The following is a 26,291-nucleotide window of genomic DNA, read 5'->3' as shown; positions in this document are numbered from 1 at the left end:
TTAAAGAATATAAAACAGTAGCCAATTTGCTCGAATTTCCGCTATATTAATAACTCAAACCTATTTATTTTCTTAAAATAGTTCTTTCATGATGTTCAGGTAAATAGCGTCGCATTCCTGAAGTTATCATCTGTTGTTAACAATTATACGTTTAGTTTCAGGAGCATCATTTGAAAATCAGCACCAATGATAACAGAGCTTACCGCACACTAACACTGGACAATGGTCTAAAAGTGCTTTTAGTGCGCGATCAGGACTCAGCAAAAGCGGCAGCCTCTATGGCCGTTAACACTGGTCACTTTGACGATCCTCTTGATAGGCAGGGCTTAGCGCATTTTTTAGAGCATATGTTGTTTTTAGGCACTGATCTGTATCCTGAATCCGGTAGTTTTAATAATTTTGTCTCTCAATCTGGTGGTAACACCAATGCTTGGACTGGCACGGAGCATACCTGCTACTTTTTTGATATTAATAACAATCATATTGAATCGGCATTAGCGCAATTTAGCCGTTTTTTTATAGCGCCCAGCTTGGATCCCGCAGAAACCGAAAAAGAACGAAATGCCATTGAGGCTGAGTTTAAATTAAAGATTAAAGACGATGGCCGACGTATATATCAAGTGCATAAAGAAACTGTTAACCCTGCACATCCATTTGCTAAGTTCTCTGTAGGCAACCTACAAACATTAGCCGATAGACAACGCTGTATTAGTGATGAATTACGTGACTTTTTTAATCAGCATTACCAAGCTCAATGGATGACTCTAGTGATTTGTGCCAATGAATCATTAGATACACTAGAAGCATGGGCAACTCAGCATTTTTGCCAAATTAAAGGCAAACAAGGTAAATTAAAACCACCTATAGAAGCGCCGCTTTATCGCAGCCAAGACTTAGGTAAGTTGCTTCATATAGAGCCACATAAACACGTACAAAAGCTGATTATTAGCTTTGCCATGCCAAACATAGACGATTTTTACCGTCATAAAACAGTTAGTTTTATTGCCCATTTACTAGGGTACGAAGGGCAAGGCTCGTTGTATTCTGTGCTTAAAGAACAAGGTTGGATCAATGCTCTTTCTGCCGGAGGTGGCATCAACGGTAGTAACTTTAAAGATTTTAATATTAGCATGGCGCTGACCGATGAAGGCATTGAATACTACGAAGACATTATTGAAATGGTATTTGAATACATTTGCCTAATAAATAACAACATCAACAAACTGCCTCGCTTGTATCAAGATAAACAAAAACTGCTACAGATCGCATTTGATAACCAAGAAAAATCTCGACTGATTGACTGGGTCAGTAACTTAAGTATTAACATGCAACATTACGATGAAGTTAATTACTTACAGGGCGACTATTTAATGGAAGGCTTTAAAGCCACCACTCATGAAATGGCAATGCAATGGTTAACCCCTCACAATATGCGTTTAGTGCTGATTCATCCGGGTGTAGAGCCTGAACACACAGCTGCTTGGTATAACACACCGTATAAAATTGAAAAATTGTCACTGCATTGGCTCGAAGCGTTGGCACAAATTAGTCAGCCACAGGGTGAAATGTTATTACCTAACGCAAATCCTTATTTAGCTAAAGATGTTGTTTTATATCCAATAGAGTCGCAGCAAGCTCATCCAACGTTGCTGGTAAAAGAAGCTGGCTTTGACTTTTGGTTTAAACAAGATGCCACCTTCAGAGTGGCCAAAGGGCATTTTTATTTAGCCATGGACTCTGACTTTGCAGTTAAAGATGTAAAGCATATGGCATTGACTCGATTGTTTTCTGATTTGTTTATGGATAGTGTTGGCGAACAGTTTTATCCAGCTGAGCTCGCGGGCTTAAGTTATCACTTAACCTCTCACCAAGGTGGCTTAACCTTGCATACTGCGGGGCTATCTTCAAGCCAACTTGAGCTGGTTGATCAACTAATTGATGCACTATTTAACGTAAAAATTTGTGCTAAACGCTTTGCTGAATATAAAAAGCAACTGGTAAGGCATTGGCGCAATAGTAACCAAAATAAACCTGTTAGTGAGCTCTTTAGTATATTAGGCGCTAAGATAATGCCGTGGAACCCACAGCCTGACGAGTTAGCAAATGCACTTAAAGATACCTGTTTTCATCAGTTTAATGAGTTTAGACAGGCGTTTTTTAATGCACTTCATGTTGAGTCTTTTTTACATGGCAATTGGCAGCAAAGTGAAGCCCTTGAGTTTCAGAAAAAGGTGGCACTACACCTTAAAAAGTCAGCAGTTATAGAAGATTTAAAGCGCCCACTCTTTGAAATTACTAAAGTGACTCGTTACGAATTAGAACTCGCTTGTAGCGATAATGCCATGGTGATTTACTACCAAGCATTAAGCGATGATGTTGATGAAAAAGTAAAAATGATGGCGCTTAATCACTTAATTAATCAAGATTATTTCAATGAACTACGCACCACACAACAATTGGGTTATTTGGTCGGTGCCGGTTATGCGCCCTTTAATACTCGTGCCGGAATTGCTTTTTATATTCAGTCACCTAAATTTGAACCAAGCATGTTACTACACAGGCATAATGTGTTCATCAGTCAGTATTTATCAACCATTGATGAACTAACAGAGCAAGCCTGGCTGCAACAAAAATATGGGCTAACAACGCATATTGCCGAAAAAGACAAAAACTTGCGTTTACGTTCACAACGTTTATGGCTTGCTATTGGCAATGGCGATCACCAGTTTAATATGCAGCAACGCCTGCTGGATTCTTTAAACGCATTAACGCTTGAGGATGTAAAAGCCTATGCAGCTGAAATTTTTAATGCAGATCGCCCAAGATATGAGCTTTTAAGCGCTAAATCTGTGAATCAACCGAAGAATCTACCACTTTATTCTCATTCTCTTTGACTCTTGCGCGCGCTTGATTTAGATTGTCTTTTGTAAATAAGAAGTAAGACAATGAAAAAAATAAAAATAATAAAATACATTCTATTGTTGGCCACTTTGGCCACAGCCCATTCTGCTAGTGCATTTGAGTCATCGTTTAGCTTGAACTTAAATGCGCTTGTCGTTAGCGTGTGCGCAATAATGACGTTATTGTTAATTTATTTGTTTACGGTTATTCACTCTCTAAAACGCTCACATTCTCAATTACAGCAATCTGAAAAGCGTTTAAAAAGCACCGTAGAAGGCAGTGGTGACACACTATGGGACTGGAATATAAAAACCGGCAAGGTTATTCGTATTAACGACAAGTACGTACTGAATAACAACAATCTAGTAGAATTCCCACCGAATAAAAGCCTAATACACCCTCGCGATTTAACCCATGTAGATTATCTACTAAAAAAACATTTTGCTGAAGAGAGTACTTTTTTCGAAGCCACTTATCGTATTAAAGATAGCTTTGGTAAATGGCATTGGGTACTCGACCGTGGAAAAATAATCGAAAAAGACGCGAACCTTAGTCCATTGCGAATGACTGGCACGGTAAGAGATATTTCTCAGCTCAAATCAACCGAAGAGCGACTAAACCTATTTGCAAAATGCGTTGAGTCGTTTACCGATGCACTGGCTATTTATGATAAAGATTTTAAGCTTGTTGACATTAATCCCAGCTTTTTAACTTTGTTCGGTGGTGTACGTGAGCAATACCTTAAAAAAGAATTTCATTTAGCCGGTTACGACAGAGGCTATATAGAGTCCATAAAAGACACCGTTCGAAAGCATGAACATATTCAAGAAGAAGTAAAGCTGCGTAATAGCGACCATGCTCTACTACCATTTGAAATCTCGATAGATGAAATTAAAAACGCGCAAAATCAAATTACCAATTACGTGGTGGTGTATTCTGATTTAACCGAGCGTAAAAAAACGGAGTCTGAGCTCAATAATTTATCCAATCGAGATCGCACCACCAGCTTACCAAACCGTAATTTATTTTTTTCTGACTTAAAAAAATTAGCAAAGGAGCATTCACACCATGCCTTGCTAGTATTTGACTTAGATAACTTTAAAAAGATAAATGACTCATTGGGTCATCAGTTAGGTGACAGCTTACTGGCAAAGCTTGCTATGCGCTTAAATAAGCTTACCCGTGAAAATGATGTGTTTTATCGCCTAGGCGGCGACGAATTTGCGCTGGTTATGTCAAACACCAACGATATTCTCACCATCACCCGCATGGCGAAACAGTTTTTAGCAGCAATAGCCACACCATTTAAAATGGCAGGACATGAACTTGCTATCACATCCAGTGTTGGCATAGTGTTATTCCCCGAAGATGGTAACACCCCTGAAATACTATTAAAGAACGCCGATACCGCTATGTATCATGCGAAAAAGAAAGGTAACAGCTACCTGTTCTTTAATGACAACATGAATCGCCAAGCAGTAAAGCGACTACAAATAGAAAACCTAATGCGCTTTGGCTTAAAAGAAGATCACTTTGAGGTGTATTATCAGCCTAAAATGAATATTCGTACTGGTAAGCTTGCTGGAATGGAAGCGTTAGTGCGTTTTATTACGCCGAAAAAAGGGGTTATTAGCCCGGGGGTATTTATTCCAATCGCCGAAGAAACAGGGCAAATTATTGAAATTGGTGAAGTGGTTTTAAACAAAGCTTGTCGTGACGTAAAACAATGGTTAGACGCTGGATTATTTAACGCTCGTGTTGCGGTAAATTTATCAGCAAAACAGTTTAGCTTACCCGATTTAACTTCGCGCATTGATGTGATTTTACAAAAAAATGAACTGCCCTCTTACTTTTTAGAGCTTGAGATCACTGAAGGCACGGTAATGGACGACCCACAAGAAGCCATTGCTATTATGCGCTCTCTAAGTGCCCGTGGCATTCATTTAGCTATGGATGATTTTGGTACTGGGTATTCGTCGCTGGCGTATTTGAAACAGTTTCCACTGAATACGCTTAAGATAGATAAAGCCTTTGTTGATGATATGAAAACCGAACGCGGCCGCAATATGGTGGACTCTATTGTCACTATTGCACATAACCTTGATTTACATGTAGTTGCTGAAGGTGTAGAACAAGCTTCACAAATAAGTATACTGGAAGAGCTTAACTGTGAAACACTACAAGGCTATTACTATTCTAAACCACTCTCAAAAGATGAATTCACTGCATTTTTAAAACAACAGCAAAGCCAATCAAAACTCAGCTTAGTTAGAGCGACTAGCTAAGCACGCCATAGACACGTTTTTGCACCAATATTACGTATTAATGCACGTCGATAATGTAGATTAAATAAACACCAGGCTGCAGGCCCTAATAATCCACCCAAAAATAACCAACGCTTAACAGGCATACCCTTTTTAATGGTTTCAATATACATAAGTGCGATAAACACACCACTGAGTAAAATAAATAATACCATGCTCATCTGACTGCTGAAAAATTAAGGCGCATATAATAGCGTTAAACTGGCGAAAATTAAAGCAACGTATTCTTTAGTGGCGGTGCTTATAAATCAGACACAAAAAAGCCGAGCAACTTAAAAGCTCGGCTCTCAATTATCAATTCATTACAGCTTACTTGTCAGCACGACCCATAAACTTATGCTCAGCAGTATTTATGCGGATACGATCACCGGTTGAAATATGCTCTGGCACTTGAATTGTTAAGCCAGTTGATAAGCGTGCAGGCTTTGAGCGAGCGCTAGCTGAAGCCCCTTTAATTGAAGGATCAGTTTCTTCAACAACAAGCTCAACACTTGAAGGAAGATCAAGACCTACAGCAGTACCGTCAATTACAATAACGTGCACACCTTGGGTCTCTTCATTAACAAATTGAATTTCTTCCGCTATGGCGTCTTTATTTAAATTGTAAGGCGTGTAATCTTCATTATCCATGAAGACATACTCATCGCCATCAATGTACGACAGCATGGCTTCACGACGAGTTAAATCAGCAAGGTTAAGCATATCGCTGTCTTTAAATGTTTCGTCAACTTTACTACCCGTTACTACATCGTATAAACGCATACGGTATAAACTACCACCAGCACGACCTTGTGGTACTGAGCGTACAATATCTTTTACTACTAATACACGGCCATTAAAGTCAATAGCCGTCCCTTTTTTAACATCACTCGCCTTTGGCATGGGTGAATTCCTATTGTTTTTTTGATTGCGAGAAACATACCACGAACTGAAGAATCTTCAATAGAAACAAAACAACTTAGTCATACTTTTTAAAAATATGTGGTTCAGCGCCGCTAATAGCGGCGCTGATCACACTACGCATCAACTTAAAAGCGTACTTTTATTCCTGCTGATAACTCACTTACATCATTTTTTGAAACTTTATAATAAGTATACTTTAGTAATAATTCAGTCTGTTTATAAACCGAATAACCTAAAGCGGCACCTATATAAGGTTTGGTAGCGTGTTCTTTATACTCTAAGGGAGCTCCATCCGTGATGCTACTTTGTATTTTATACTGATGACGATAAGCGCCTAAAAATACCTTTGTACTTAAAGATTCAGCAAGCATATGTCGGTAACCTACTTCAGCTGCCACCCCTTTTGGTAACACCGGTACAAAGCGTGAATAATCTTGATGTAATTTATCTGCATCAGCTTTCACTGTTTGGGCAGTTAAATCGGCTCGACCTTCACCTAAATCAATATATCTTATAGCGACTTCCCAATTGGGTGACAGGTCATAATAAGCGCCAATTGACCAGCTAGTATCAGTATCATCAATAGAATCTAAATTAGCCTTGTTGTCCTTAGTTGCTAAAGAATGCTTTGCTTTAGACTCACCTAGCGTGGCCTCAAACGACCATGTATCAGCCATTGCACTGGTACTAATTAAACAACTAGTCGTTACTATTGCAAAGCTTGGAAGTATTGATCTTCTTCGACTAATAACAAGTACTGAAATCAGTAATAAACCCAAACCTCCCATACTTCCTCCTGATGACTTATTACTGATGGCCACTGATTTAACAGCGCTAACCGTCACTTTTACTTGTGCTGTAGACTTTGCACCTTTGCTATCTTTTATTGTGTAATCAATAATATCAACACCGTCAAAGCCACTTTTAGGTATGTATTGTAAAGTGCCGTTAATGTTAATTGTTACTGTGCCTTGAGCTGCAACTGCATTAACGACAAATAATTCATCACCATCAATATCTGAATCATTACGAAGTACATCTATTTCTATCGATGTGTTATCTGTGGTTGTTGCCGAATCAAAAACAGCTGTTGGTGCATTATTTATAACTAAGTTAACTTTAACTTGGCTGTTTGATGTGCCCCCTTTGCCATCACTAATACTATATTCAATAATCGCAACACCAACAAATCCAGCTGGTGGGGTATACAGTAACTGCTCATCAACAATACTTACATCACCAAAATCAGCCGTCGCGCCGCTTAAAGTAAGTGTATCGCCGTCCAGATCTGTATCATTTTTCAATACATCAATAGTCGCCGATTCTCCTGCACCAATTGTTATCTCATCCTGATTAGCCTTAGGAAGCTGGTTCGATGTACGAATAATTGCAACACCGCCTGGATCGACTATCGTTCGGTTCGCTTTGCCATCGTCATCATTAGGGCCACCATCAACAATTTGTAATTGTACACACCATGCACCTTCAGTTAGCCCTTGCGTCCACTCACTACCTCTTGGTGGAGGGCAATAACCAGGCTCACCTGCTGTAGAAAGTAATTGGTTGTCACCAGATGTATCAAAATCAATCCACTGTCCCTCTTTTAATTTTCTGTAAACAGAGTTTTGTGAGATTGGTTTTCTTTGCGGTATTACTATGCTGTAAGTATCTCCAGCATTAGGTAAACCTGTTGCGATAAAATCAAATAGTCCGCCTGTATTTACCGCGCCTTCATCTTCAGGTAATTCACTATCAAGCAACTGAACACCGCCCATTGCATTTTGTGAAACTGTAACCCCTTTTCTAACGCAAACGCCCGGCTCGCCTTCTACTAAGAACTTATCACTGTCTTTAACTTGTTCTTGCATGACATTACATTCACTGATTGCATCTAAATAATCAGGAATGCCATCACCGTCACTATCACCGTAACCTTCTTGTGCATCTGGGATAAGGTCACCATCGGAATCTTCCTGCCCTAGCGCCTCAAGTGAGGTTAATACTTCAACGTAAACATCTTTTGTTGTTGAGAGACTTGGCTCGCCAGAGTCTTGCGCTGTTACCGTTACTTTATAAATACCAGGAGTTAGTGATTGTGTTGAAAAAACAAATTCGTTTTCATTTACGCTTGTATTAAGGAGTTTATTATCCTCTGATACCCACTTTAACGTTACGTTATCGTTCGGATTTGCATCCTGAGCAACAGCTTTAATCGTGACAAGATCATTACCTATGGTAACAAGTGATCTTTGTTGAGAACCTTGTGTAATACTGGTACTAATAGTAGGTGCTACATTATTTTCAACAATAGTGATTGTGGCTGAAGACTTCGCACCTAAATTTAGTGTATCTGCCAGTGTAATTACAACGGTTTCATTGCCTTCCGTTTCGGAGTCTGCATACGTTGTAAAATTAACTTGTCCCTGCGTGCCACTGTTAATAACCAACTCTGACGACACTAAATCATGATCAGAGCTATCAGCAGTACCCGATACTTCATAGGCAATCGTCACTGGATAACTGGGTGCTTCACCATTTAAAAACACATTAAAGCTATGTGTTTTATTCTCAGCTATTTCGCTATTTTTACTAAGCGAAATAAGCGGACTCACGTTTACATTTTGCGTTGCGATTGCTTCAAGCCCGCTGCTGTCTACAGCTTTCCAGTAAACTAAATGCTTACCTGGCGCATACAACAAACTTGGGTTAACTAATGAGACTGCTAATTTATTACCTTCGCTATCCATTGCCGAAGGTACACCTAACTTGACCTTTGTAAACAACCCTTTTGCATTTACATCAATATCAGCCGGTGTTTCGATGGTTGGCAAATTTTCGGCTTGATTATTTAACGTTAATGTTGCTGTTGTTCTACTCATTTCTTTATCAGGGTCTTCAATCAAATAATTAATTTGAATGGTCCCTTTGGTGCTTGCCTGGGTCTGATAAACCAGCGTTCCCTCTTCAATTTGCACTGTTCCCACGCTAGCGTTAGCACTAACAATTACCAATTCATCGTCATCAACATCGGTATCATTAACTAACACATCAAGTGAGTAGCGATTATCAGCGTTGCTATTTAATGAATAGCTATCTGGATTAGCAATTGGCGCATCATTAATGGAAGCCACCGTAAAATTCACTTTAGCAATAGCAGATTTTTCCTTTGTATCATCTGCAAGATAATTAAAACTATCAGGGCCAAAATAGTCTGCATTAGGTGTATAAGTGAATGTATTGGCTTGCTTGGTTAATGTACCAAATTGAGGCTGCGACACAGCGCTAATTGTTAGTGTGTCTAAGTCTGCATCTGTAATATCAGGGGAAAAGCTAATATTAGAATCTTCATCAAGCTCTAAACTTAAGTTAGGTGCAATCGGAGCACTATTTGTTGATACCACTTCCAAGTTAAAAGGTGACAGGCTTGCCTGCTCGCTACCATTACTAACAGCGATAGTAATGTTTGGATAAAGCCCTACATTTGCCTTAGTGGGCGTACCCAATAAATTACCTGTTGCAGTATTGAAACTAGCCCAACTAGGCTTGTTAGCAATGCTAAACGTCAGTGCTTTATTTTGTGGGTCTGTTGCCGAAGGGGTAAAGTTATAAAGCTCATCTTGATTTACTTTTGTAGCTGCTGTGCCACTGATCTCAGGGGTAGTCGGTTTAGGCGCTTCAATTACTGTTATAGTAAATGATTTTTTAAAGGTTTCGGCACTGTCATCTGTTTGCACACAAACCGTATAAGCGCCCAGTGGTAATGCCGCTTTGGTTTCTAACGTGTTGCCATTGATTTGGAAAAAACTATTGCCCGCGCTTGTGGTACAACTACCCGTTGCAGCTGATGTAGATGAAACTAGCGAATAAGTATGACTGCTCGAATCAGCATCCGTAGTCGTTAATACTCCAACATCAGCACCTGCCCCCACAACTGATTCACTAATCGTAGAGCTTGAAAGGCTGATATCAGTAGGCGCATTATTTTCACCCACTACGATTACTGTAGAAGAGCCAAAACTACCAATTGCTCTATCTGCGCCACCATTAGATGTACCGCCACTGTCTTTTATTGATGTAAGTGTAACAACTCTATTGTCGGTGGTAGGCGAATCACTGGTATTTTTATACTGTAAGAACGGCACATAACTTTGCCATACTGCAGCTGAATCTGTTGCGGTAACCGTTACTGTTGCCGTTGAGCCACTTAACATAACCGTGTAGCTAAAGTTAACGGCTCCCGAATAAGTACCCGATGCATTGTGCTCTAAGTTGATAAGATCGGTGCCAAATTGAAGAAACTCATGGCCCGTATCTTTTACATTAGTAACTGTTAGTGATATTTGTTCAATATTTTGCCCACTCTCAACCGTGCTAACAGCAGCGGAAGAGAAGATAGCCACTGCTGAGCCATTTTCTGTAAAGGTTGGGTTAGCCCCGATTGCTGATACTGTAGGCGCATCATTAACAGAGGTAATACTGACTGACGCTTGATTAGTACCGGTGCTTTGAACCGCGCCATCATCAAATACATAGTCAAGCACAGTTGCATTTAAAGGCACATCTGAGTTGTTGGCATAGGTAATAGCTTGCGCAACAGAATCTACGATTGCAGAAGTGGCATTACTATTAAATGTTAGCGTTAAAGTGCCTGCCGAGTTTGTGGTAACAGTCCCTATATTATTAGCATTGTAACTAAATGTACTTCCCTCAGTTAATGTACTGAGTAGTCCCGAATGAGCAAATATATCTTCTGTACTTGCGCCATCGCGCCGGCGAATAGTCAAGCTAGCATTGTTGTAATCCCCTGCGTTGCTGTTAAGTGCATCAAGCTCAGCATCTGCAATTGTCATATCGCTATCTATTATCACTGTACTGCCATTTTCGATAAATGTAGCACCGCCATTAAGCGAACTAAATGTGGGTGCTGAGTTCGGTGAAATAAAAGTAATGATAGTATCAGGGCCACTATCAGTAACCGTAAAGGTAAGGTCGTTGCCTGGTGCGTTTGTAAGAGCAAGAGTTAGCTCAGAAATGTTAAAATCAGTGGCGTTGGTATCTACTTCTAATGTACTTGTGCCATTAAAACGTACGTTACTGGCTGAAAGCCCTGTAATACCAGCAATAGTAATACGATCGCCTGCGGCTAAATCGGTAATTGTATCGCCTGATAATTGAGATGAGCTACCTACAAAATTATCATTACCTGCGTTACCTGTTAACGTATCTGTACCAGCGCCTGGGCGTAAAGTATCGGCCCCAGAGCCACCTTTAAGTACATCATCACCACTAAAATCTGATGAGGTCATTGTTAAAATGTCAGCGCTAAATGCACTTGCATCTAGCGTCACTGCAGCTGTAATAGCACTGCCACTAGCATTAGAAAAAGACACAACGCCAGCATCAGTATTAAAATTATCGGTTAAGGTGATAGTCGTGTTACTGTTAGTGCCGATTGCCAGATTTTCAATACCCGATACCGTGGTGCTGGAAAAATTAAAAATACCACCATCCATAAGTTTTAGCGTATCAGCGCCAGCAGAGCCTGTAATGGCTGTATTAAAATCATTAATATTATTAACATCAATTGCTACTGTTGCAGCAGAGGCTAAGCTTAATGTACCAATATTAAAGAAGCCCCCTCCTGTGACATCCGCGCCATCAGATACGTTAACAATATCACTTGCTGTTGCGTCGCCTGTAAGGGTACCAGTGTATGCACTAGTGCCTATTGCAAACGTAACAACATCAGTAGCTGAAGTAGCATCCACATTGGTGTTACTGCTTGAAACTGTAATGATTCTAGTATTAGTGCTGTCATCACCCACGCTATAGCTTTCAACACCTGCTAAAGTAGTAAAATCGCCATCTCCGCTAATGGTAATAGACTCTGAGCCTGGAGCCGTGATTGTGCCTGAAAATCCTTGGTGCTGGCTGGTCGTCATGTTAACTGAAGCACCAGATGCCAAGGTTAGGTTATTTATATTATTTATGGTCCCAGCTGATATATTTGCACCATTACTTAAACTCAGTGTATCTGCAACAGTATTGTCACCGGTAATGATTCCAGTAAATGTAAGTGAACCTAAATCAAACGTAATTGCATCAGTCGCAGAGGTTGCAGTTACAGAGTGGCTAGCATTAGTGACAGTAACCGAGCGCGTATTCGTACTATCGTCATTTAAGGTATAACTTTCTATTGCCGAAACAGTACTTACATTACCATCTCCTGAAACAGAAATTGTCTCAGTGCCACTGCCTGATACTGTGCCAGAAAAACTCGCAAGCTGAGATGCGCCTAGGGTGACTGTGCCACCAGCAGCAACCGATAAATCTTCAAACCCGCTGACTGTCGCACCTGATATATTACCACCGTTGGTAACAACCAAGGTATCGGTACCAATTCCGCCCGCTAAAATACCCGTCGCACTCAGTGCATTCACATTAACCGTGTCGTCACCACCACTACCGGTTAGATTCTGTGATGCATTGCCTAACGTAAATGTATTCGCTGCACTCAACACATACGTTTCAACCGAACTATTACCAGTTAGGCCATCGGTCGCGGTGCTTATGGTAATTGAATCAGTGCCACTTGCTGTTATCGAAGGAAAGCTGTCGTGCTGCGCCTCAGTCATCGTCACTGAAGCACCACTATTTAATGCTAAAGACTCAAATGCACTTACCGTGGCATTACTAATATCAGCACCGGTGCTCATTTGCAGTACATCGGTATCGCCGCCGCCAGCAAGCGTACCTGTCACGCTCAATCCAGCAATATTAATAGTATCAGCATTGCTACTACCGGTAACATTTTGCGCGGTCCCAGCTAAAGTAATATTAAAAGCAGCATTTAAAACATACGTTTCTATGTCTGCATCTGCAATTACGCTGCTATCACCATCTGCACTTGCCAAAGTAAATGTATTTGTTCCAGCGCCATTTATCGTTGTAAACGCATCGTGTTGCAACTCGCTGAGCGTTAATGAGCCGTCATTATAAGTAGAGAGCGTTTCAAAGGAGGTTAAACTGGTAAATTGTGTGAGATCACTACCATCTATAACAATAATCTCATCTGTACCATCGCCACCCTGGGCTGTAGACCCTATAATATGGCTTGCTGAAGATACAGTTAAAACCTCATCATCACTACTAAACGTTATTGCCGGATTTAAATTTGTACCATCTAAGGTGCTAAAACCCGCTGCTGTAGAGCTAGCTGCTGTAAGATTAGCCACTGAAATTGTCGCTGTACGGCTAGTACTGTTTTCAGTGCCATCATTGATAACAACTGACACTGTCCGCGAAGTTGTGTTGGGCGACGAACTGGTATTGTTATACGTGATTGCTTTAAGGAAAGTGGTAACTTCAGCCGTTGTTGCAGTTGCACCTGTAATAGAAATTGTGTCTTGTAAACTAATATCTGATGCACCACTAATTCCACTCAGTGCATTTTGCGCACTGGCAGATACATTAAGGCCTTCTGAGGCGCCATCTTGATCATTTGTTAATGCAACGGTTATTGTTGTTATTGAGTCGCCATCACTATCACCGGCTTCAGCATCGGGTGCAATCACGGTAGCAGGGCTGCCTTCAGTAAACGCCGAAAAACTCCCTGTACCTGGAATCCCACCATTTAAATCAACAACTGGGGCGAAATTTGCTGGCGCAGCAGTAAATTGAATATTATCAACGCCCACACGAGACGAATTAGAAGGGTAATCATAACTCATTGTTACAGAATTAACCGATGTCCAGTCACCTGGTGTTAAGGTGGCAATAGAGCCAACAATAGCCGGATCATCCGCATCAATACTGACCGCCGTACCACTATCTGGTGTAAAAATATAAATACCATCTGGTAGATCAAAAATTTCACCCATTTGAAACTGGCTTATATTTATCGGTGAGCTAAAGGTAATGGTCCAAGTATCACTATTGTTAGAGGTGCCAGGATCTAAAAAGCCTGTAGTAAGGGTTATATTATTACTGTTTGACTGAGTTGCTGTTAATGTAATACCGTCTACCGTGGTCGTTAGCGTTGGTGTTCCAGAGCCAGATACTGAACTAAAATCATATGTCCCTGCAACAGCATGTGTGCTATAAATTGCGGACATAAACAAGGCTAGTTTTGTCATTTTATTATAGTTAACACACATGCTCTGTGGGTTAACATACTTGGGAAGTGCGAAATCAAAATGCATTGTTTAAATCCTTTATATATGCTCACTCATAGTAACTCGCTTTACTCTAACTTTCGCTAAAACTGGCGCTTACTTTTAACGAAAGTTCAAACTGTTGAACGTATATCATCGTCACTAAGCTCGATGATATACGTTTTCAAAACAACCAATTATAGTTTAAATAGCAGCTACAAGCACTATTAATTACACCTTAGCTAACAACATAACCAGAGTATGGCTAGCTCCTTGATGGGTAAATCCCCTGCAGAGCTACTAACCAGTTAAGTGGTAACAAGGGGTTAATTATTCCAATCGGTTCGGAACCCCCCGTTGCCCCTACAGTCACGGTTCCACCCTCACTGCCACCACCAGTTACTGTAAGACCCGGTATGTCTACTAAGTCAACCCCACCTAATCCAGGTGCCACATAGTTATCACTAGTACTACCTGCTGCTAAGTAAGTGCTTGTACTTGGCGTTGTAGATGTGCCTCCATTAGTAGCAACTTCAAGTTTTGCTGCAATAGGGCTACCACCACCCCAGGGCGTAAAAATAGCGGTATGAGAATGCGCTGGCATCTGGCTTGTAGCCAAACTTATGCGCTCAGTCCCCATCATTATGCCTTGTCGATAATCATGCCCTCCTCGCATCTGCCCTTGACCAACTGGGCTACGACCTCGTAAATCTGGCAAAGCAAAGGTGGTACGAGCATCGCCACCATACATCGCCCCAAACAATGAAAACAAAGCCGTATTCTCGCTAATTGCCTGCATCTGCCCCCAACACATACCCCAATTCTCAATGGTAAAAGTACCGCCGAACGCAGTAAGTGTGCCAATAAATGGTTCAGTCGCCATATTTAATTCCTCATAATTTATTTTATACTCTTGTTGCAAAACAACACAAACAGAGTGTGTGATATTTTCATTTTTGGGTAATAACCCGGTTGTGAGCTAATCGCTATGTGTATTTACATTGAACGTAAACTTAATCATCGGTGTTTATTCATTGTTTACTTGTTGAACTGTAACACCATCAGGTAAAAACACGGGAGGTATAAAAAACTCAGGTAATGAGATACGTCGGGCTTCTCCTGATAACACCTTATCAAGGCATACTGTACCAATATCATTAACACTCAATTCAAGCTGTGCAGCATCATCACTGCTTGCAAAACGCCAGTACAACTCCGTTGTTTTATAACGCAATAGCGCCATCTGTTCATATTTATCAAACTCACTTGGTGTTTCACAATGCTTGTCATGGAGGTTTTCTAGTTTTTGCACACCCAAAAATTGCACCAACAAAGCACCTATTCCGGGCACATCAATAATCACGCTTTCACCACTGGCTACAACAACCTCTCCTTTGCCTTCAAGCGGTGCTATTCTTTCTCCGCTTTGAGGATAAGCACCACCATTAAAAGGATACGCAATAAGCTCATACCCATAACGGTTGGTTAAACCTATTTTTATATTCATATCTGTCTCGCTTTTGAGATTAATGTCGCGCATAGTCAGAATGCAGGAGTGATAAATACAACAGCCAAACTACTATCGTTTCCATCTTAACTAAGCCTGTTAAAATATTTACTGCTTATCTTTTTACTTACCCAGTACCATGCCTGGGTCTATTGCAAACAGTAGTGCAAAACGGTAGCCATCAAGGTAGCCTTGCTGTGCGCCAATAATGTCTAACTTAAGCGCACTATCATGGGTTTTAATGACCAAACCTGTTTGTTTATCCAACTCAATAACAGTGCCTGGTTGAATGCCATGTAGCACGCACTCAACCTCAGTGGCTTGCAATAATTGAAATGCACTTTGCCCAACATAAAACACAGCACACCCCATATCAGCATTGCCTGCCCTTGCAATATTGACAACATCAGTACTGCTATGTTGATGCCAATTAATGACCAACTCCGAGTGCTGCAAAGTAGGAGCGAGCTTATTGCTGTTAGGTCTTTGCTTTTGCCAACGAAGCTCGCCAGTTTGGTCTAGTTGAATAAATTGAGAGACTAAATAAGGTAAATATTGTGCTACTTTTTGATGAAGACATTTGATGGTATCAAAGGGATGAATGTCTATTTCAACATCACATCCTATATCGCCACCATCTAACTCCTCTGTTACCTTGTGAATCGTGAGCCTAGTAAGTGGTTCGCCGTTACGGATTTGCCAATAAAGCGGCTGAGGCCCTTTGTAATCAGGCAAAGAGCTTGGGTGAACATTTGCCAGTGCGCCATTAAAATATTGAATTAAAGGCGTTTTGATTTGGTGTCTAAATAAGTAAATTAAGCCGCGATTAACTCTTAACTCATCTAGCTTAGCAAGGAATGGTTGGTCGTCTAATTTATTGTAATGCAGTATGGTTATTTGCTGCTGTTGCAGCCACTGTTGCAATTGCTGTAAGTCAGGATTTATCGCCGCATCTGGCAAAATAACACACGCTAATTGATCGCTTTTAATTAAATAATTAATTGCCGGTAAGCTCAAACAACTGCCTGTAAAAAAAGCATATTTATACATAAAATGTCCCTTCCTTATACCCTTACAGGCACAAACCCCGGTAAACCACTCAGCTGATAATAAAACTGCACCGTATCTCCACTATTGGCGACAAAATGAGTATGCTCAACGTCTTTGGGTTTGGTATCAATATAAAAGGTCATATCTGGCTTTGGATGTGTGATCCCTGAGTCATATTGCTCAATACCTTCTTGCGCGAATGTCTCTATATCAGCATATATAGCCAAAATTCGTTGGCTCATATCTTCCACATTAGTCGGCAACGTAATTTGGTTTGCTGGGATCACTTTTATGTTGTTTTGCAGTTCTAGTTCTTGCATGTTCAACAAGGTTGTTTTGTTGAGCTTAAGTATTTCTCCTAACTCAACTCTATCTTGCAGTGCCTGAGAGTCTCGGTTAAGTGAATGGCTATACTCAGCCCCTTTCCACTGCTGATTAAACTCTGTTTCGCCTATCACCAACATTCCTTTGATAGATACATTTTGCGGTATCACCCAACCATCGATATTCAAAAATTTAACTAAATGCTTAGCTATACTGAGTTGTCCTTCTTTTGTAAAACCATGCTGCATGGCTTCAACTATTAGCAAATCAAAATCGCTATCGGGTTCAAATTGTGTTGCATCTACCTCTAATGTTTGGTCAACATAACCTTGCAGGCCTAAATCTTTAACTAACTGATGTAGCGACAGCAAAGCACCTGGCTGTATGTCAACTAAAGTTACTTTGATTTGTTCCTCGGTATAAATTTTTTTCTCTTTGTAATAACTAAGCAGAGGGATTAGTAGTGGTGCAAAAGGCCCACAAGCAGGATATAAAATGGTGATTGATGGCAGATGCTCAAGCTTACCTTTTATTGCTTTATCAACCCCTCGTGCGTAACCTTGAATACGATACACATCTTTTATGGTATGTTTGCAGTTATGGGGAGACATTATTAAACCGGATATTGAGACATATTGCCGAGTTAACTGTTTTTGGCTAAGCTGAGCCAATGCCATTGATTGCACAGCATGATCATACATAGACTCAAAAGCGTTCACTAATAGAATATGCTCGATTTGCGTTTTGCTCAATACCAAAGTCATCGCATCTACAAAGCTTTTCTGCAAAGCTTGCTGGCGTTGATCCGTCGTTAATTTGGATTTTAGAAGAGATTCAAGCTGAGTTCGTATTGTATGCCTTAATAACTCATCAACTTGGGGATCTACGTATTGCAAACCTTCTATAGGTTTTGAACTTTGTTCTTCCATTGTGAACTGTTCCTTTGATGTCCAATTATTGTAATAAATTCCATTAGTGAACTAATACTATGTTCAGATCTAAGCTTAGTTGAAAAGTTTTAAGGTACAACTTTAACTTTCTTTATTTATATAGCTTTCAATTTATTTTACTTATATCAAACATCATAAAAATAAAAGGCTTAGTAAAACTAGCTTGATTTTGCTTAGCTTTATAATGAGCTCATATTTATATATTGTACAATTCGAGGTGTACTCCCCTTATTTGAACAACTACCGTGCGGTAATGTATGTCGCCATACAATTAAGCTACCTGCTTTTGCAGCTAATGGAGTACTGTGCCATTGTTGGCAATTAAAATGATGTGGATTGGTATTTTTAGGTAAACTAGCAAGCCAGTTGTCTATTTTTTTATGAAAGCCAGGTACACAACTGAATGCACCTTGTTCAGCGGCAACGTCAGTAAGGTATAGTAATCCTTGCGTTGCAAATCTGAGCGGTTTATTAAAGTTTATATCCCAGTGAAGATTTGGCCCAGGAAATCGCCAACTTTCTGTCTGAGGTGGATTAAAACTAAGCCTATCAGTGCTTACAGTTAAATTGTTTTCACCCCACAATTGCTCAAATACATCTCGCACCTGAGGCTGATGCCGAATAACCTGCATGGTTATATCATTAAAGATTTGTACCATAATTCCCTGTTTAAGTTCATGATTTCGATACCATGAAACAGGATTATGTTTATCCATATTCAAACGTTCATATACCATGTTACAAACGTCTTCACATAGCGTTTTTTCCACTAGCTCAGGAATAATAACGTAACCATTATCATCCCAGCTTTGCCACTGCTGCGATGTTAGAACGTAATGACGAGGCTGATTTAGCAATATTTTTTGTTGTTTAAGGCCCTTTTGCTGGAAAAATGCAGCTATCTTTTCATTTAACTCACTTTTAGCCGTCTTTGAAATAGCCATACCATAATGCTGCTCTACCCAGTTTTCGAATGTTAAAAAACTATCACTCGCAAAAATAGACTCTATTGTCGGTGTGAGCCCTAAGCCTAAAATATCCATGATCATCACATCGAGTGACCATTCATCTTCTATTATTTTTTTATCTGCACAGCCTTGCTTTTGAAACTGTACTTTGTGCCACATTCGCTTTAATTGAAATAAACCTAAACGCCCAGTTTCGTTATAACAGGGCAATATGCTCTGCATTGTTGTTTTCAGAGGAGGTACTTTTACTCTCAATTCATTTTGCATAATAACTCCTTTTCGCGCCTGATTTTAGACAAGCAAAACACCTTAAATTGATTTATTAACGCTGACTAAACTTAGTTAGAATAGAGTGCTATATTATTGTAAGCAACAATTGTAATTGCTAAATACAGGGAGTGGCATGGACACTGAGATTGAAAAAATTCTCGCCTTTCTTACTCATATCGGAATAAAGCACCGGTATCAAACCTTAGACGAAAGAACTTTTTTGCCCGGCCTTAAGCTAGAAAAAGGCGTTTTATTGCTTGATTTTGTCAATGGGTTCTATCCTGGTGATATCCTTCATGAGGCTGGGCATATTGCTGTCTGTGAGCCAATTTTTAGGCCCCTATTAGATGCTGACTTTTATAAGAATGGCTTGCTTGCGGGCAGAGAGAAACAAGCTATGCACGCAGAAGAAATGGCTGCGACAGCTTGGGCTGTTGCAGCAGCTATTCATTTGTCATTATCACTAGATATTATCTTTCATAAAGATGCTTATAAAGGTGCGAGTAAGACTTTAAAGCATGCTTTTGAAAATGGGAATGGTTTTGGGTTTCCATTATTACAAGCATGGCAAATGACTTGCCCAAACAAAGGTTACCCTGTAATGGTCAAGTGGATCAGAGACTGTCGCTGGATAGAAACGCTTCCAAATATATAGTTTGCAAAAAATGGATGAACTTTGTTTAAAATAAAAAGGACAATTTAATTTATGAAAATATCCTCAAATAAACATGACTTTTTCCTAAAAAACGGTTTTGTTCACTTTGAAAATGCACTTTCGATAACATTACTTAAAAAATTACAACGTTTTTCAGATAAATTAGAAGCATTAGCACTAGAGAATTTTCACAATGGGCAACTCAATAATCAATGTTGTATCTCAACAGACTCAGGTGTGCCTCGTCTTTTTCGTTATAACGACTTACTATTCGAGTCACCTGAATTAATAATTGAACTATTAGCTAGCCCACCACTCATCGAAGTTTATAAAGAATTGGTAGGAGATGGCGCAGTCCCCTTGCAATTAGATGTAGCTTATAAATACCCGTACCCACACCCTCATATTACCTGGCATCAGGATGCTCCTCATTCTAGGCAATATCCTTATTTAAATATTGGTATATACCTTGATGACGCTCTTTTAGAAGATGGCTGTTTACGCTACGTACCAAATACCCAGCATAAAGTTTTAGATATTTACAAACTTTCCAATCAATATGGGTGGGATATTCCTAATGTAGTACAACAACCCGCTAAAGCAGGTGACATCATAGTTCATGACATAATGGTTTTACATAGTTCAGGAGTAAAGCGCAGCCAAGGTGCAAGAAGAACACTGTATGTTGAATTAAGGCCAATTTTAGGGATTACCGAAAGTGGAAAACAAACTAAGGAGTGGGCCGAACTGAGAAAGCAATGGATGGCACATGTAATTAAAGCGGCAGATCCAAACAGTATTCCGCAAGCTTGGCATGAATTTTACGGCGAACCTAAATACGATTTAAGTACCTTGGTTAAGCTCATTAAAGCCAAGCCTGAAGCACCCATCCCTTCGATTCATGCCCATAAAAATGTAGTTCATCCAAATTACCCTACTCCCAAGGATTTACGCTAAAATCACATATAATTTGAAAGTATTCATTTTCCATTAGGGTCTGATGACCTTTCAGGACTAGAATTAAACAATCACTCAAAGGAATATACGTGCTTAATGAACACTTTACACCAAAACAACGTGCATTGATATGCGCTGATCTAGCTCATTTACGCTTATTAGCTGATTTAAAACTTGCACCATCAATTCCTTACTTTGCAGAAAAACCTTACCCTATTGGCCGCTGTAGAGAAATACGCGATGAGGTATTTGCACTACTGCAAACGGAATTACCTACCACTAAAAAATCTGGGCTCAGTTTATTAAAAAATCTAATTGTACAAGGTAACTCTTTACAAAAAGCATGGGGCTCACTGCAAGATCAGTACTTTCAAAACGCATTGATACTTGGTCCTTGGTATATTGATGTTGCTAACGACACCGTAAATGCCAATAAACCTAGAATAGAGATTTTATCCTTAGCTACCTCAAACTTTACATCAATAAAGGATTTTGATCAGTTTGTAAAAATAGCTCGTCGCTATTGGAAGGTTGACGTGTATAGAAATGATGTATGCCCAGCGCTTGCGCCTTATATGCCACTTTTATGTGTGGGCACCAGTGGTACAAGTTGGCTAGGGGCCGCAAACGACGATATGCTCAATGTCGCTATTAATAGCAACTTTGAGGAGTCTAAACGTATTTTGGACTCTTTGCCCTGCGCGCCAGTTAAAGTCAAAGAGCGCTGGAAAAAAGTATTGAGCAATTTCGACCATAATGATTTTTTATTAAGTGTCGGAGAGCCTGTCTCGTATTGCACTACGTATAGTAAACACTCGTACCAAACAGACCTGACAAAACGTGATGCTGCTGTTACTGCATACTTGTCTTTGCCTAAATCTGTTTAGCCAGTGCTTAACAAAAAAACTTTATTTACATTTCCAGTTCCAACATAGTTACTGGTTTAACTAACTTCCAATATATCAGTCTATAAATTAAGAAATAATAAGCTCAAATAATATTTCATGCCACAAAGCTAATGAAAAAATGCTATGGTTAAGATATCGATTATGACCTCAAGGAATGGCTCATGAACCAACAAACTGTACATACTTATTTAATGAACAAACCGTTAGTTAAACTAACGCAACCTTTTGCTAAAGATGTTGATGTATATAAAGTAAACCATAAGATGTTCGCCACCCTTGCACTGAGCAATGAGGGTGAAACCGATGAAAACGGCGAACCTATTTGGTGGCTAAACTTAAAGTGCGACCCTGATGAAGCACAGTCATTACGAGATATTTTTCCTTCGGTGATTCCAGGTTATCATATGAATAAACGCCTTTGGAATACAGTGATTTTAGACGGCTCAATACCACAAGGTGAAATTGAGCGTATGATTGATAATTCATTTAATTTGGTGGTCGACAACATGCCAGATAAAGACAAACAGGCTATTGAAGCCTTACTGTAAATAAGCGTATATATCTCTATATTTTCTGATTATCAAACATAAAAAAAGCCGCATAATTTGCGGCTTTTTTACGTTAACTTAAAACATTAATCTTTGTGCTCAGTCATCTCATTTTGAGTATCAGTCGATTTATCATCTGACTGATCTGACTCAACTTCAGCTGTTTTAGTGACTGTAGTGTAAAACTTATCGCCTTTATCAGCCATTGCAACCAGTGATTCACAGGGTGCAAAAATGGCATTGCTGTTAGCCAGTGTAGACATATCAGAGCTTATTTTACTCGCACCTAATTTGTCCATGTAGCTAAACGGGCCACCTAAGAACGGTGGGAAACCAATACCAAAAATAGCACCAATATCACCATCACGCGGGCCTGCGATAATACCATCATCTAAACAACGAGCCGCTTCATTAAGCATTTGTGAAACACAGCGCTTAGCAATCTCGTTTTTATTTAAACGTGGGGCTGGGGTTACACCTAGTAGCTCATAGACTGACTCATCGACCTTTTTGCCTTTCTTGTCGTATTCATAAAAACCGCGCCCTGTTTTACGACCAAGACGTTTTGAATCAATCATGCGCGAGAAAGCATCAGGCCCTTTAAAGCGCTCACCCAATTCTTTTTCAAGAATTGGCGCAATTTTAGATCCAATATCAATACCCACTTCGTCCAGCAGTGCCAACGGTCCAACCGGAAAACCAAACTCGACTAAGGCCGCGTCTATTTTTTCAATCGGCTCACCAGCAAGCATTAAGTTCGCCGCTTCATTAAGGTATGGCGCTAAAATGCGGTTTACATAAAAACCAGCCATATCTTTTACCACAATTGGTGTTTTACCTTGCTTACGTGCAAAGTTAACTACACGAGCAATGGTTTCTTGTGACGTGCCTTCGTGAGGAATGATCTCAACCAGTGGCATTTTCTCTACTGGCGAGAAATAATGTAAACCAATTACATTTTCAGGGCGTTCTGCTTTTGCTGCAATTTGCGAAATAGGTAATGACGAGGTATTACTTGCAAAAATAGTATTAGCTTGGCATTGCTGCTCAACATCAGCAACCATACCTTGCTTAAGCTCTAAATCTTCAAATACTGCTTCTATCACTAAATCTATGTGCTTAAAGCCGCTGTAATCCGTAGTGCCAGTAATGCGGTTCATGGTTAACTGCATATCAGCTTTTGACATAATGCGGCGCTTAAGGCGTTTATCTAAGATTTTGTAAGTGTAGTTCATGGCATTACTTATGCCCTGCTCTGCCACATCTTTAATGCGTACCGGTAATTTAGCCTTAACCGCGCTCACGTGGGCAATACCTGCGCCCATTAATCCGCCACCTAACACAGCAGTTTTGCTAATCGCAGGAGCGTCATCGTTGCGCCATTCTTTTTTCATTTCAGTGGTTGCAAAGAAAATACCGCGAAGTGCTTTAGACTCATCACTCATTACTAACGTAGCAAAGCCTTCGGCTTCGGTTTTATACGCTTTCATTTCATCAAGCTCTACGCTTGCACGAACCGCTTTAATAATCGCAAGCGGCGCTGGGTAATGACCACCGGTTTTTTTAAGTACGTTTTCTTTAGCTTTTTTAAAGATAAAGTTACGACCAAACGGGTTTGATTCTAATAGCTTACTGATCTTATCAAGTTTAGGCTCTTTAGCTTGTGGCTTTTTCTTCGCCGCAAACTCTTTAGCCACTTTTAACAGTACGCTTTGTGGTACACAATCATCCAATACACCGGCTTTTTTTGCTTGTTTAGGACGAATTTGTTTTCCGGTTAGCATCCACTCAAGGGCTTTTTGAATGCCCACGATTTTAGTTAAGCGTTGTGTACCACCACCGCCAGGTAATAAACCAAGTTGCACTTCTGGTAAGCCAATTTTTGTTAAATCACTATCGGTACCAACACGATAATCACAGGCTAAAGCAAACTCTAAACCACCACCTAAAGCAGGGCCATGTATAGCACTAACCGTGGTATACGGTAGTTTTTTCATATCAAAAAATGCTTGATGACATAACTCACTAATAGCTAATGCATCTTCGCGTTTTTCAACACCGTCTAACATTTTTACATCGGCACCGGCAATGAAGTTATCACTTTTGCCACTAATAAATACCATCCCCTTAACAGCATGCTCTTTAGCCTGTGCTAATAATGCTTTTAAATCGTCAGCAAAGCTGTCACGCAGGGTATTCATTTTTTCACCCGGCACATCAATGGTTACCACGGCTATTTTGTTATCATCAACCGTTAAATTAAATACTGAATCTGTCATTACGCACTCTCCAATACAAAGGCTGCACCTAAACCACCCGCAGCACAGGCAGTCGTTAACGCTAAACCACCGCCACGACGCTTAAGCTCGTATAAGCTTTGTGTAATTAAACGCGCGCCGGTTGCCGCAAATGGGTGACCATAAGCGAGTGAACCGCCGTTAACGTTAAACTTATCCATGTTAATTTCACCTATGGCTTTATTACGCCCTAAGTGCTCTTGTGCAAATTTATCTGAAGCAAACATTTTCATATTCGCTAAGGTTTGCGATGCAAACGCTTCATGCATTTCAATAAGATCTAAATCAGCTAGCGTAATACCTGCTCTATCAAGCGCGATTGGCGTTGAGTGAGCAGGCCCCATTAGCATGTCTTTTTCTACGCCTATGGCTGAAAACGCAAAACTGCGTACGTAGCCTAATATTTCGTAACCCAATGCTTTTGCTTTGCTTTCACTCATCATTAACACTGCAGCTGCGCCATCGGTTAATGGGGTTGCATTAGCGGCAGTCACAGAGCCGTGCTGACGGTCAAATACGGGTTTAAGCTTGGCATAACCCTCAACCGTTGAGTTTTTACGAATATTGTTATCTTCTTCAATAAAGCTTTTATAAGGCGGTAAGTGCGCCGTCATTACTTCATCTTTTAACTTGCCATCGGCCCAAGCTTGAGTTGCTAATGAGTGAGAACGATGTGCTAAAGCATCTTGATCTTCACGGCTAATATTATGGGTTTTAGCCATTTGCTCAGCTGTTTGTCCCATTGATAAACCCGTTGAGTACTCAGCAACCGCTGGCGGCACTGGTAATAAATCTTTTAAACGTAGTTTTGAGAATATTTTTAAACGCTGACCAAGCGTACGGGCTTTGTTTAAATCGACTAAACTGCCGGCTAATTTTTTACTTACACCAATTGGCAATACAGACGATGAATCGGCACCACCAGCAATACCCACGTTTACAGAGCCTGCCATAATAGATTCGGCAACATTTGCAATTGCTTGAAAGCTAGTTGCACACGCACGTGACACTGAATATGCATCAACGCCCACTGGCATACCTGTACCTAATACAATTTCACGTGCAATATTTGGCGCTTCTGGCATTTGTACTACTTGACCAAAAACCAGTTGATCGATTTCTGACTTGTCGAAATTTAATCGCTCAAGCATTTCATTAACTACTAGCTTACCCATATCCAATGCTGGTACATGGTGAAACGCAGTTGCTTGCTTAGCAAAAGGAGTACGTAGGCCGCTTACAATGGCAATACGGTCGCCTTTTGGTGTTTTAAGTATGTTTTGCTCAGACATTTATTATTCTCTCCCGCTGACAGGTCAGACCTGTATGTTTTCCTCGATTCTAAACAACCCGTGTGATAAAGCCAATAGATAAACGTAAATTAATCATAAAGCGCCATTGTAAATCACTACATACATTGTGTAAGGGTAATACAATAGGCTTTTTTAGCAGGTTTTACAAAGTTTTGTGTTAGGCTAAAAAGCGTTAAAAAATAACGAACTATTTTCAAAAAATCAGTCTAACTCTTGAGTTATCCACTTATAAACCTTATAACTAGCTCAGTATTTGTTACCTA

16 protein-coding genes are annotated in these 26,291 nt (G+C 40.1%); 6 read left to right on the top strand and 10 right to left on the bottom strand.

The features are described 5' to 3' along the window. Positions 1-170: 170 nt before the first annotated feature. A complete protein-coding gene (locus FLM47_RS05180) occupies positions 171-2,894 on the top strand; it encodes an insulinase family protein (protein WP_178955574.1) in 2,724 nt (907 codons plus the stop codon). 51 nt (positions 2,895-2,945) lie between these two features. Then, positions 2,946-5,186 (top strand): bifunctional diguanylate cyclase/phosphodiesterase, encoded by a 2,241-nt coding sequence (locus tag FLM47_RS05175; RefSeq protein WP_178955572.1) that lies wholly within the window; start codon positions 2,946-2,948, stop codon positions 5,184-5,186. Here the strand turns inward: FLM47_RS05175 and FLM47_RS05170 are convergent. The 8 genes from FLM47_RS05170 to FLM47_RS05135 all read right to left on the bottom strand — a co-directional run bounded on the left by FLM47_RS05170 (position 5,183) and on the right by FLM47_RS05135 (position 19,347). Then, positions 5,183-5,386, bottom strand: coding sequence for a hypothetical protein (locus tag FLM47_RS05170; RefSeq protein ID WP_138606245.1), 204 nt, complete (start codon positions 5,384-5,386; stop codon positions 5,183-5,185). The two genes, FLM47_RS05175 and FLM47_RS05170, sit on opposite strands and share 4 nt — an antisense overlap. Before the next feature lie 148 nt (positions 5,387-5,534). After that, on the bottom strand, positions 5,535-6,107 hold the full coding sequence (gene yeiP, locus FLM47_RS05165) for an elongation factor P-like protein YeiP (protein ID WP_010391355.1): 573 nt from the start codon (positions 6,105-6,107) through the stop codon (positions 5,535-5,537). 146 nt (positions 6,108-6,253) lie between these two features. Beyond that, the gene (locus FLM47_RS05160) at positions 6,254-14,329 is read right to left on the bottom strand and encodes an Ig-like domain-containing protein (protein WP_178955570.1); all 8,076 of its coding nucleotides are present in this window, start codon (positions 14,327-14,329) and stop codon (positions 6,254-6,256) included. Positions 14,330-14,546: 217 nt separating this feature from the next. Further along, complete coding sequence (locus FLM47_RS05155; RefSeq protein ID WP_178955568.1) at positions 14,547-15,164, bottom strand: phage tail protein; 618 nt, start codon at positions 15,162-15,164, stop codon at positions 14,547-14,549. A gap of 144 nt (positions 15,165-15,308) precedes the next feature. Next, positions 15,309-15,788 carry a hypothetical protein gene (locus tag FLM47_RS05150; protein WP_138606251.1) on the bottom strand — a complete coding sequence of 160 codons (480 nt, stop codon included), beginning with the start codon at positions 15,786-15,788 and terminating at the stop codon, positions 15,309-15,311. A gap of 123 nt (positions 15,789-15,911) precedes the next feature. Further along, the gene (locus FLM47_RS05145) at positions 15,912-16,838 is read right to left on the bottom strand and encodes a formyltransferase family protein (RefSeq protein ID WP_178955566.1); all 927 of its coding nucleotides are present in this window, start codon (positions 16,836-16,838) and stop codon (positions 15,912-15,914) included. A 14-nt stretch (positions 16,839-16,852) separates the two neighbouring features. Beyond that, on the bottom strand, positions 16,853-18,091 hold the full coding sequence (locus FLM47_RS05140; protein WP_178955564.1) for a hypothetical protein: 1,239 nt from the start codon (positions 18,089-18,091) through the stop codon (positions 16,853-16,855). 200 nt (positions 18,092-18,291) lie between these two features. Further along, on the bottom strand, positions 18,292-19,347 hold the full coding sequence (locus FLM47_RS05135; protein ID WP_178955562.1) for a phytanoyl-CoA dioxygenase family protein: 1,056 nt from the start codon (positions 19,345-19,347) through the stop codon (positions 18,292-18,294). A 136-nt stretch (positions 19,348-19,483) separates the two neighbouring features. On the opposite strand from FLM47_RS05135, the gene FLM47_RS05130 reads away from it, so the two are divergent. From FLM47_RS05130 to FLM47_RS05115, 4 genes are all read left to right on the top strand, one after another. Continuing rightward, positions 19,484-20,005, top strand: coding sequence for a hypothetical protein (locus tag FLM47_RS05130; RefSeq protein WP_138606259.1), 522 nt, complete (start codon positions 19,484-19,486; stop codon positions 20,003-20,005). A 51-nt stretch (positions 20,006-20,056) separates the two neighbouring features. Next, the gene (locus FLM47_RS05125; protein ID WP_178955560.1) at positions 20,057-20,962 is read left to right on the top strand and encodes a phytanoyl-CoA dioxygenase family protein; all 906 of its coding nucleotides are present in this window, start codon (positions 20,057-20,059) and stop codon (positions 20,960-20,962) included. A gap of 89 nt (positions 20,963-21,051) precedes the next feature. Then, entirely contained in the window at positions 21,052-21,849 is a 798-nt protein-coding gene (locus tag FLM47_RS05120) for a hypothetical protein (RefSeq protein WP_178955558.1), read from the top strand. Positions 21,850-22,031: 182 nt separating this feature from the next. Beyond that, positions 22,032-22,418, top strand: coding sequence for an MmcQ/YjbR family DNA-binding protein (locus FLM47_RS05115; RefSeq protein WP_054202136.1), 387 nt, complete (start codon positions 22,032-22,034; stop codon positions 22,416-22,418). 86 nt (positions 22,419-22,504) lie between these two features. Here FLM47_RS05115 and fadJ read toward each other — a convergent pair whose 3' ends face one another. Continuing rightward, positions 22,505-24,697, bottom strand: coding sequence for a fatty acid oxidation complex subunit alpha FadJ (fadJ, locus tag FLM47_RS05110; RefSeq protein WP_178955556.1), 2,193 nt, complete (start codon positions 24,695-24,697; stop codon positions 22,505-22,507). Beyond that, complete coding sequence (gene fadI / locus FLM47_RS05105; protein ID WP_010391348.1) at positions 24,697-26,007, bottom strand: acetyl-CoA C-acyltransferase FadI; 1,311 nt, start codon at positions 26,005-26,007, stop codon at positions 24,697-24,699. The genes fadJ and fadI overlap by 1 nt, the downstream gene beginning before the upstream one ends. Between the last annotated feature and the right edge of the window lie 284 nt (positions 26,008-26,291).

This window comes from Pseudoalteromonas sp. Scap06, assembly GCF_013394165.1.
GTDB lineage: Bacteria > Pseudomonadota > Gammaproteobacteria > Enterobacterales > Alteromonadaceae > Pseudoalteromonas.
The sequence above is the reverse complement of the archived record's forward strand: the minus strand, read 5'-3'. Positions and strand labels throughout refer to the sequence as shown.

Bases quoted from the DNA above. Each gene is read 5' to 3' on its own strand.
- FLM47_RS05175 (WP_178955572.1), top strand. From the start codon at position 2,946: ATGAAAAAAATAAAAATAATAAAATACATTCTATTGTTGGCCACTTTG.
- FLM47_RS05170 (WP_138606245.1), bottom strand. From the start codon at position 5,386: ATGAGCATGGTATTATTTATTTTACTCAGTGGTGTGTTTATCGCACTT.
- yeiP (WP_010391355.1), bottom strand. From the start codon at position 6,107: ATGCCAAAGGCGAGTGATGTTAAAAAAGGGACGGCTATTGACTTTAAT.
- FLM47_RS05160 (WP_178955570.1), bottom strand. From the start codon at position 14,329: ATGCATTTTGATTTCGCACTTCCCAAGTATGTTAACCCACAGAGCATG.
- FLM47_RS05155 (WP_178955568.1), bottom strand. From the start codon at position 15,164: ATGGCGACTGAACCATTTATTGGCACACTTACTGCGTTCGGCGGTACT.
- FLM47_RS05150 (WP_138606251.1), bottom strand. From the start codon at position 15,788: ATGAATATAAAAATAGGTTTAACCAACCGTTATGGGTATGAGCTTATT.
- FLM47_RS05145 (WP_178955566.1), bottom strand. From the start codon at position 16,838: ATGTATAAATATGCTTTTTTTACAGGCAGTTGTTTGAGCTTACCGGCA.
- FLM47_RS05140 (WP_178955564.1), bottom strand. From the start codon at position 18,091: ATGGAAGAACAAAGTTCAAAACCTATAGAAGGTTTGCAATACGTAGAT.
- FLM47_RS05135 (WP_178955562.1), bottom strand. From the start codon at position 19,347: ATGCAAAATGAATTGAGAGTAAAAGTACCTCCTCTGAAAACAACAATG.
- FLM47_RS05130 (WP_138606259.1), top strand. From the start codon at position 19,484: ATGGACACTGAGATTGAAAAAATTCTCGCCTTTCTTACTCATATCGGA.
- FLM47_RS05125 (WP_178955560.1), top strand. From the start codon at position 20,057: ATGAAAATATCCTCAAATAAACATGACTTTTTCCTAAAAAACGGTTTT.
- FLM47_RS05115 (WP_054202136.1), top strand. From the start codon at position 22,032: ATGAACCAACAAACTGTACATACTTATTTAATGAACAAACCGTTAGTT.
- fadJ (WP_178955556.1), bottom strand. From the start codon at position 24,697: ATGACAGATTCAGTATTTAATTTAACGGTTGATGATAACAAAATAGCC.
- fadI (WP_010391348.1), bottom strand. From the start codon at position 26,007: ATGTCTGAGCAAAACATACTTAAAACACCAAAAGGCGACCGTATTGCC.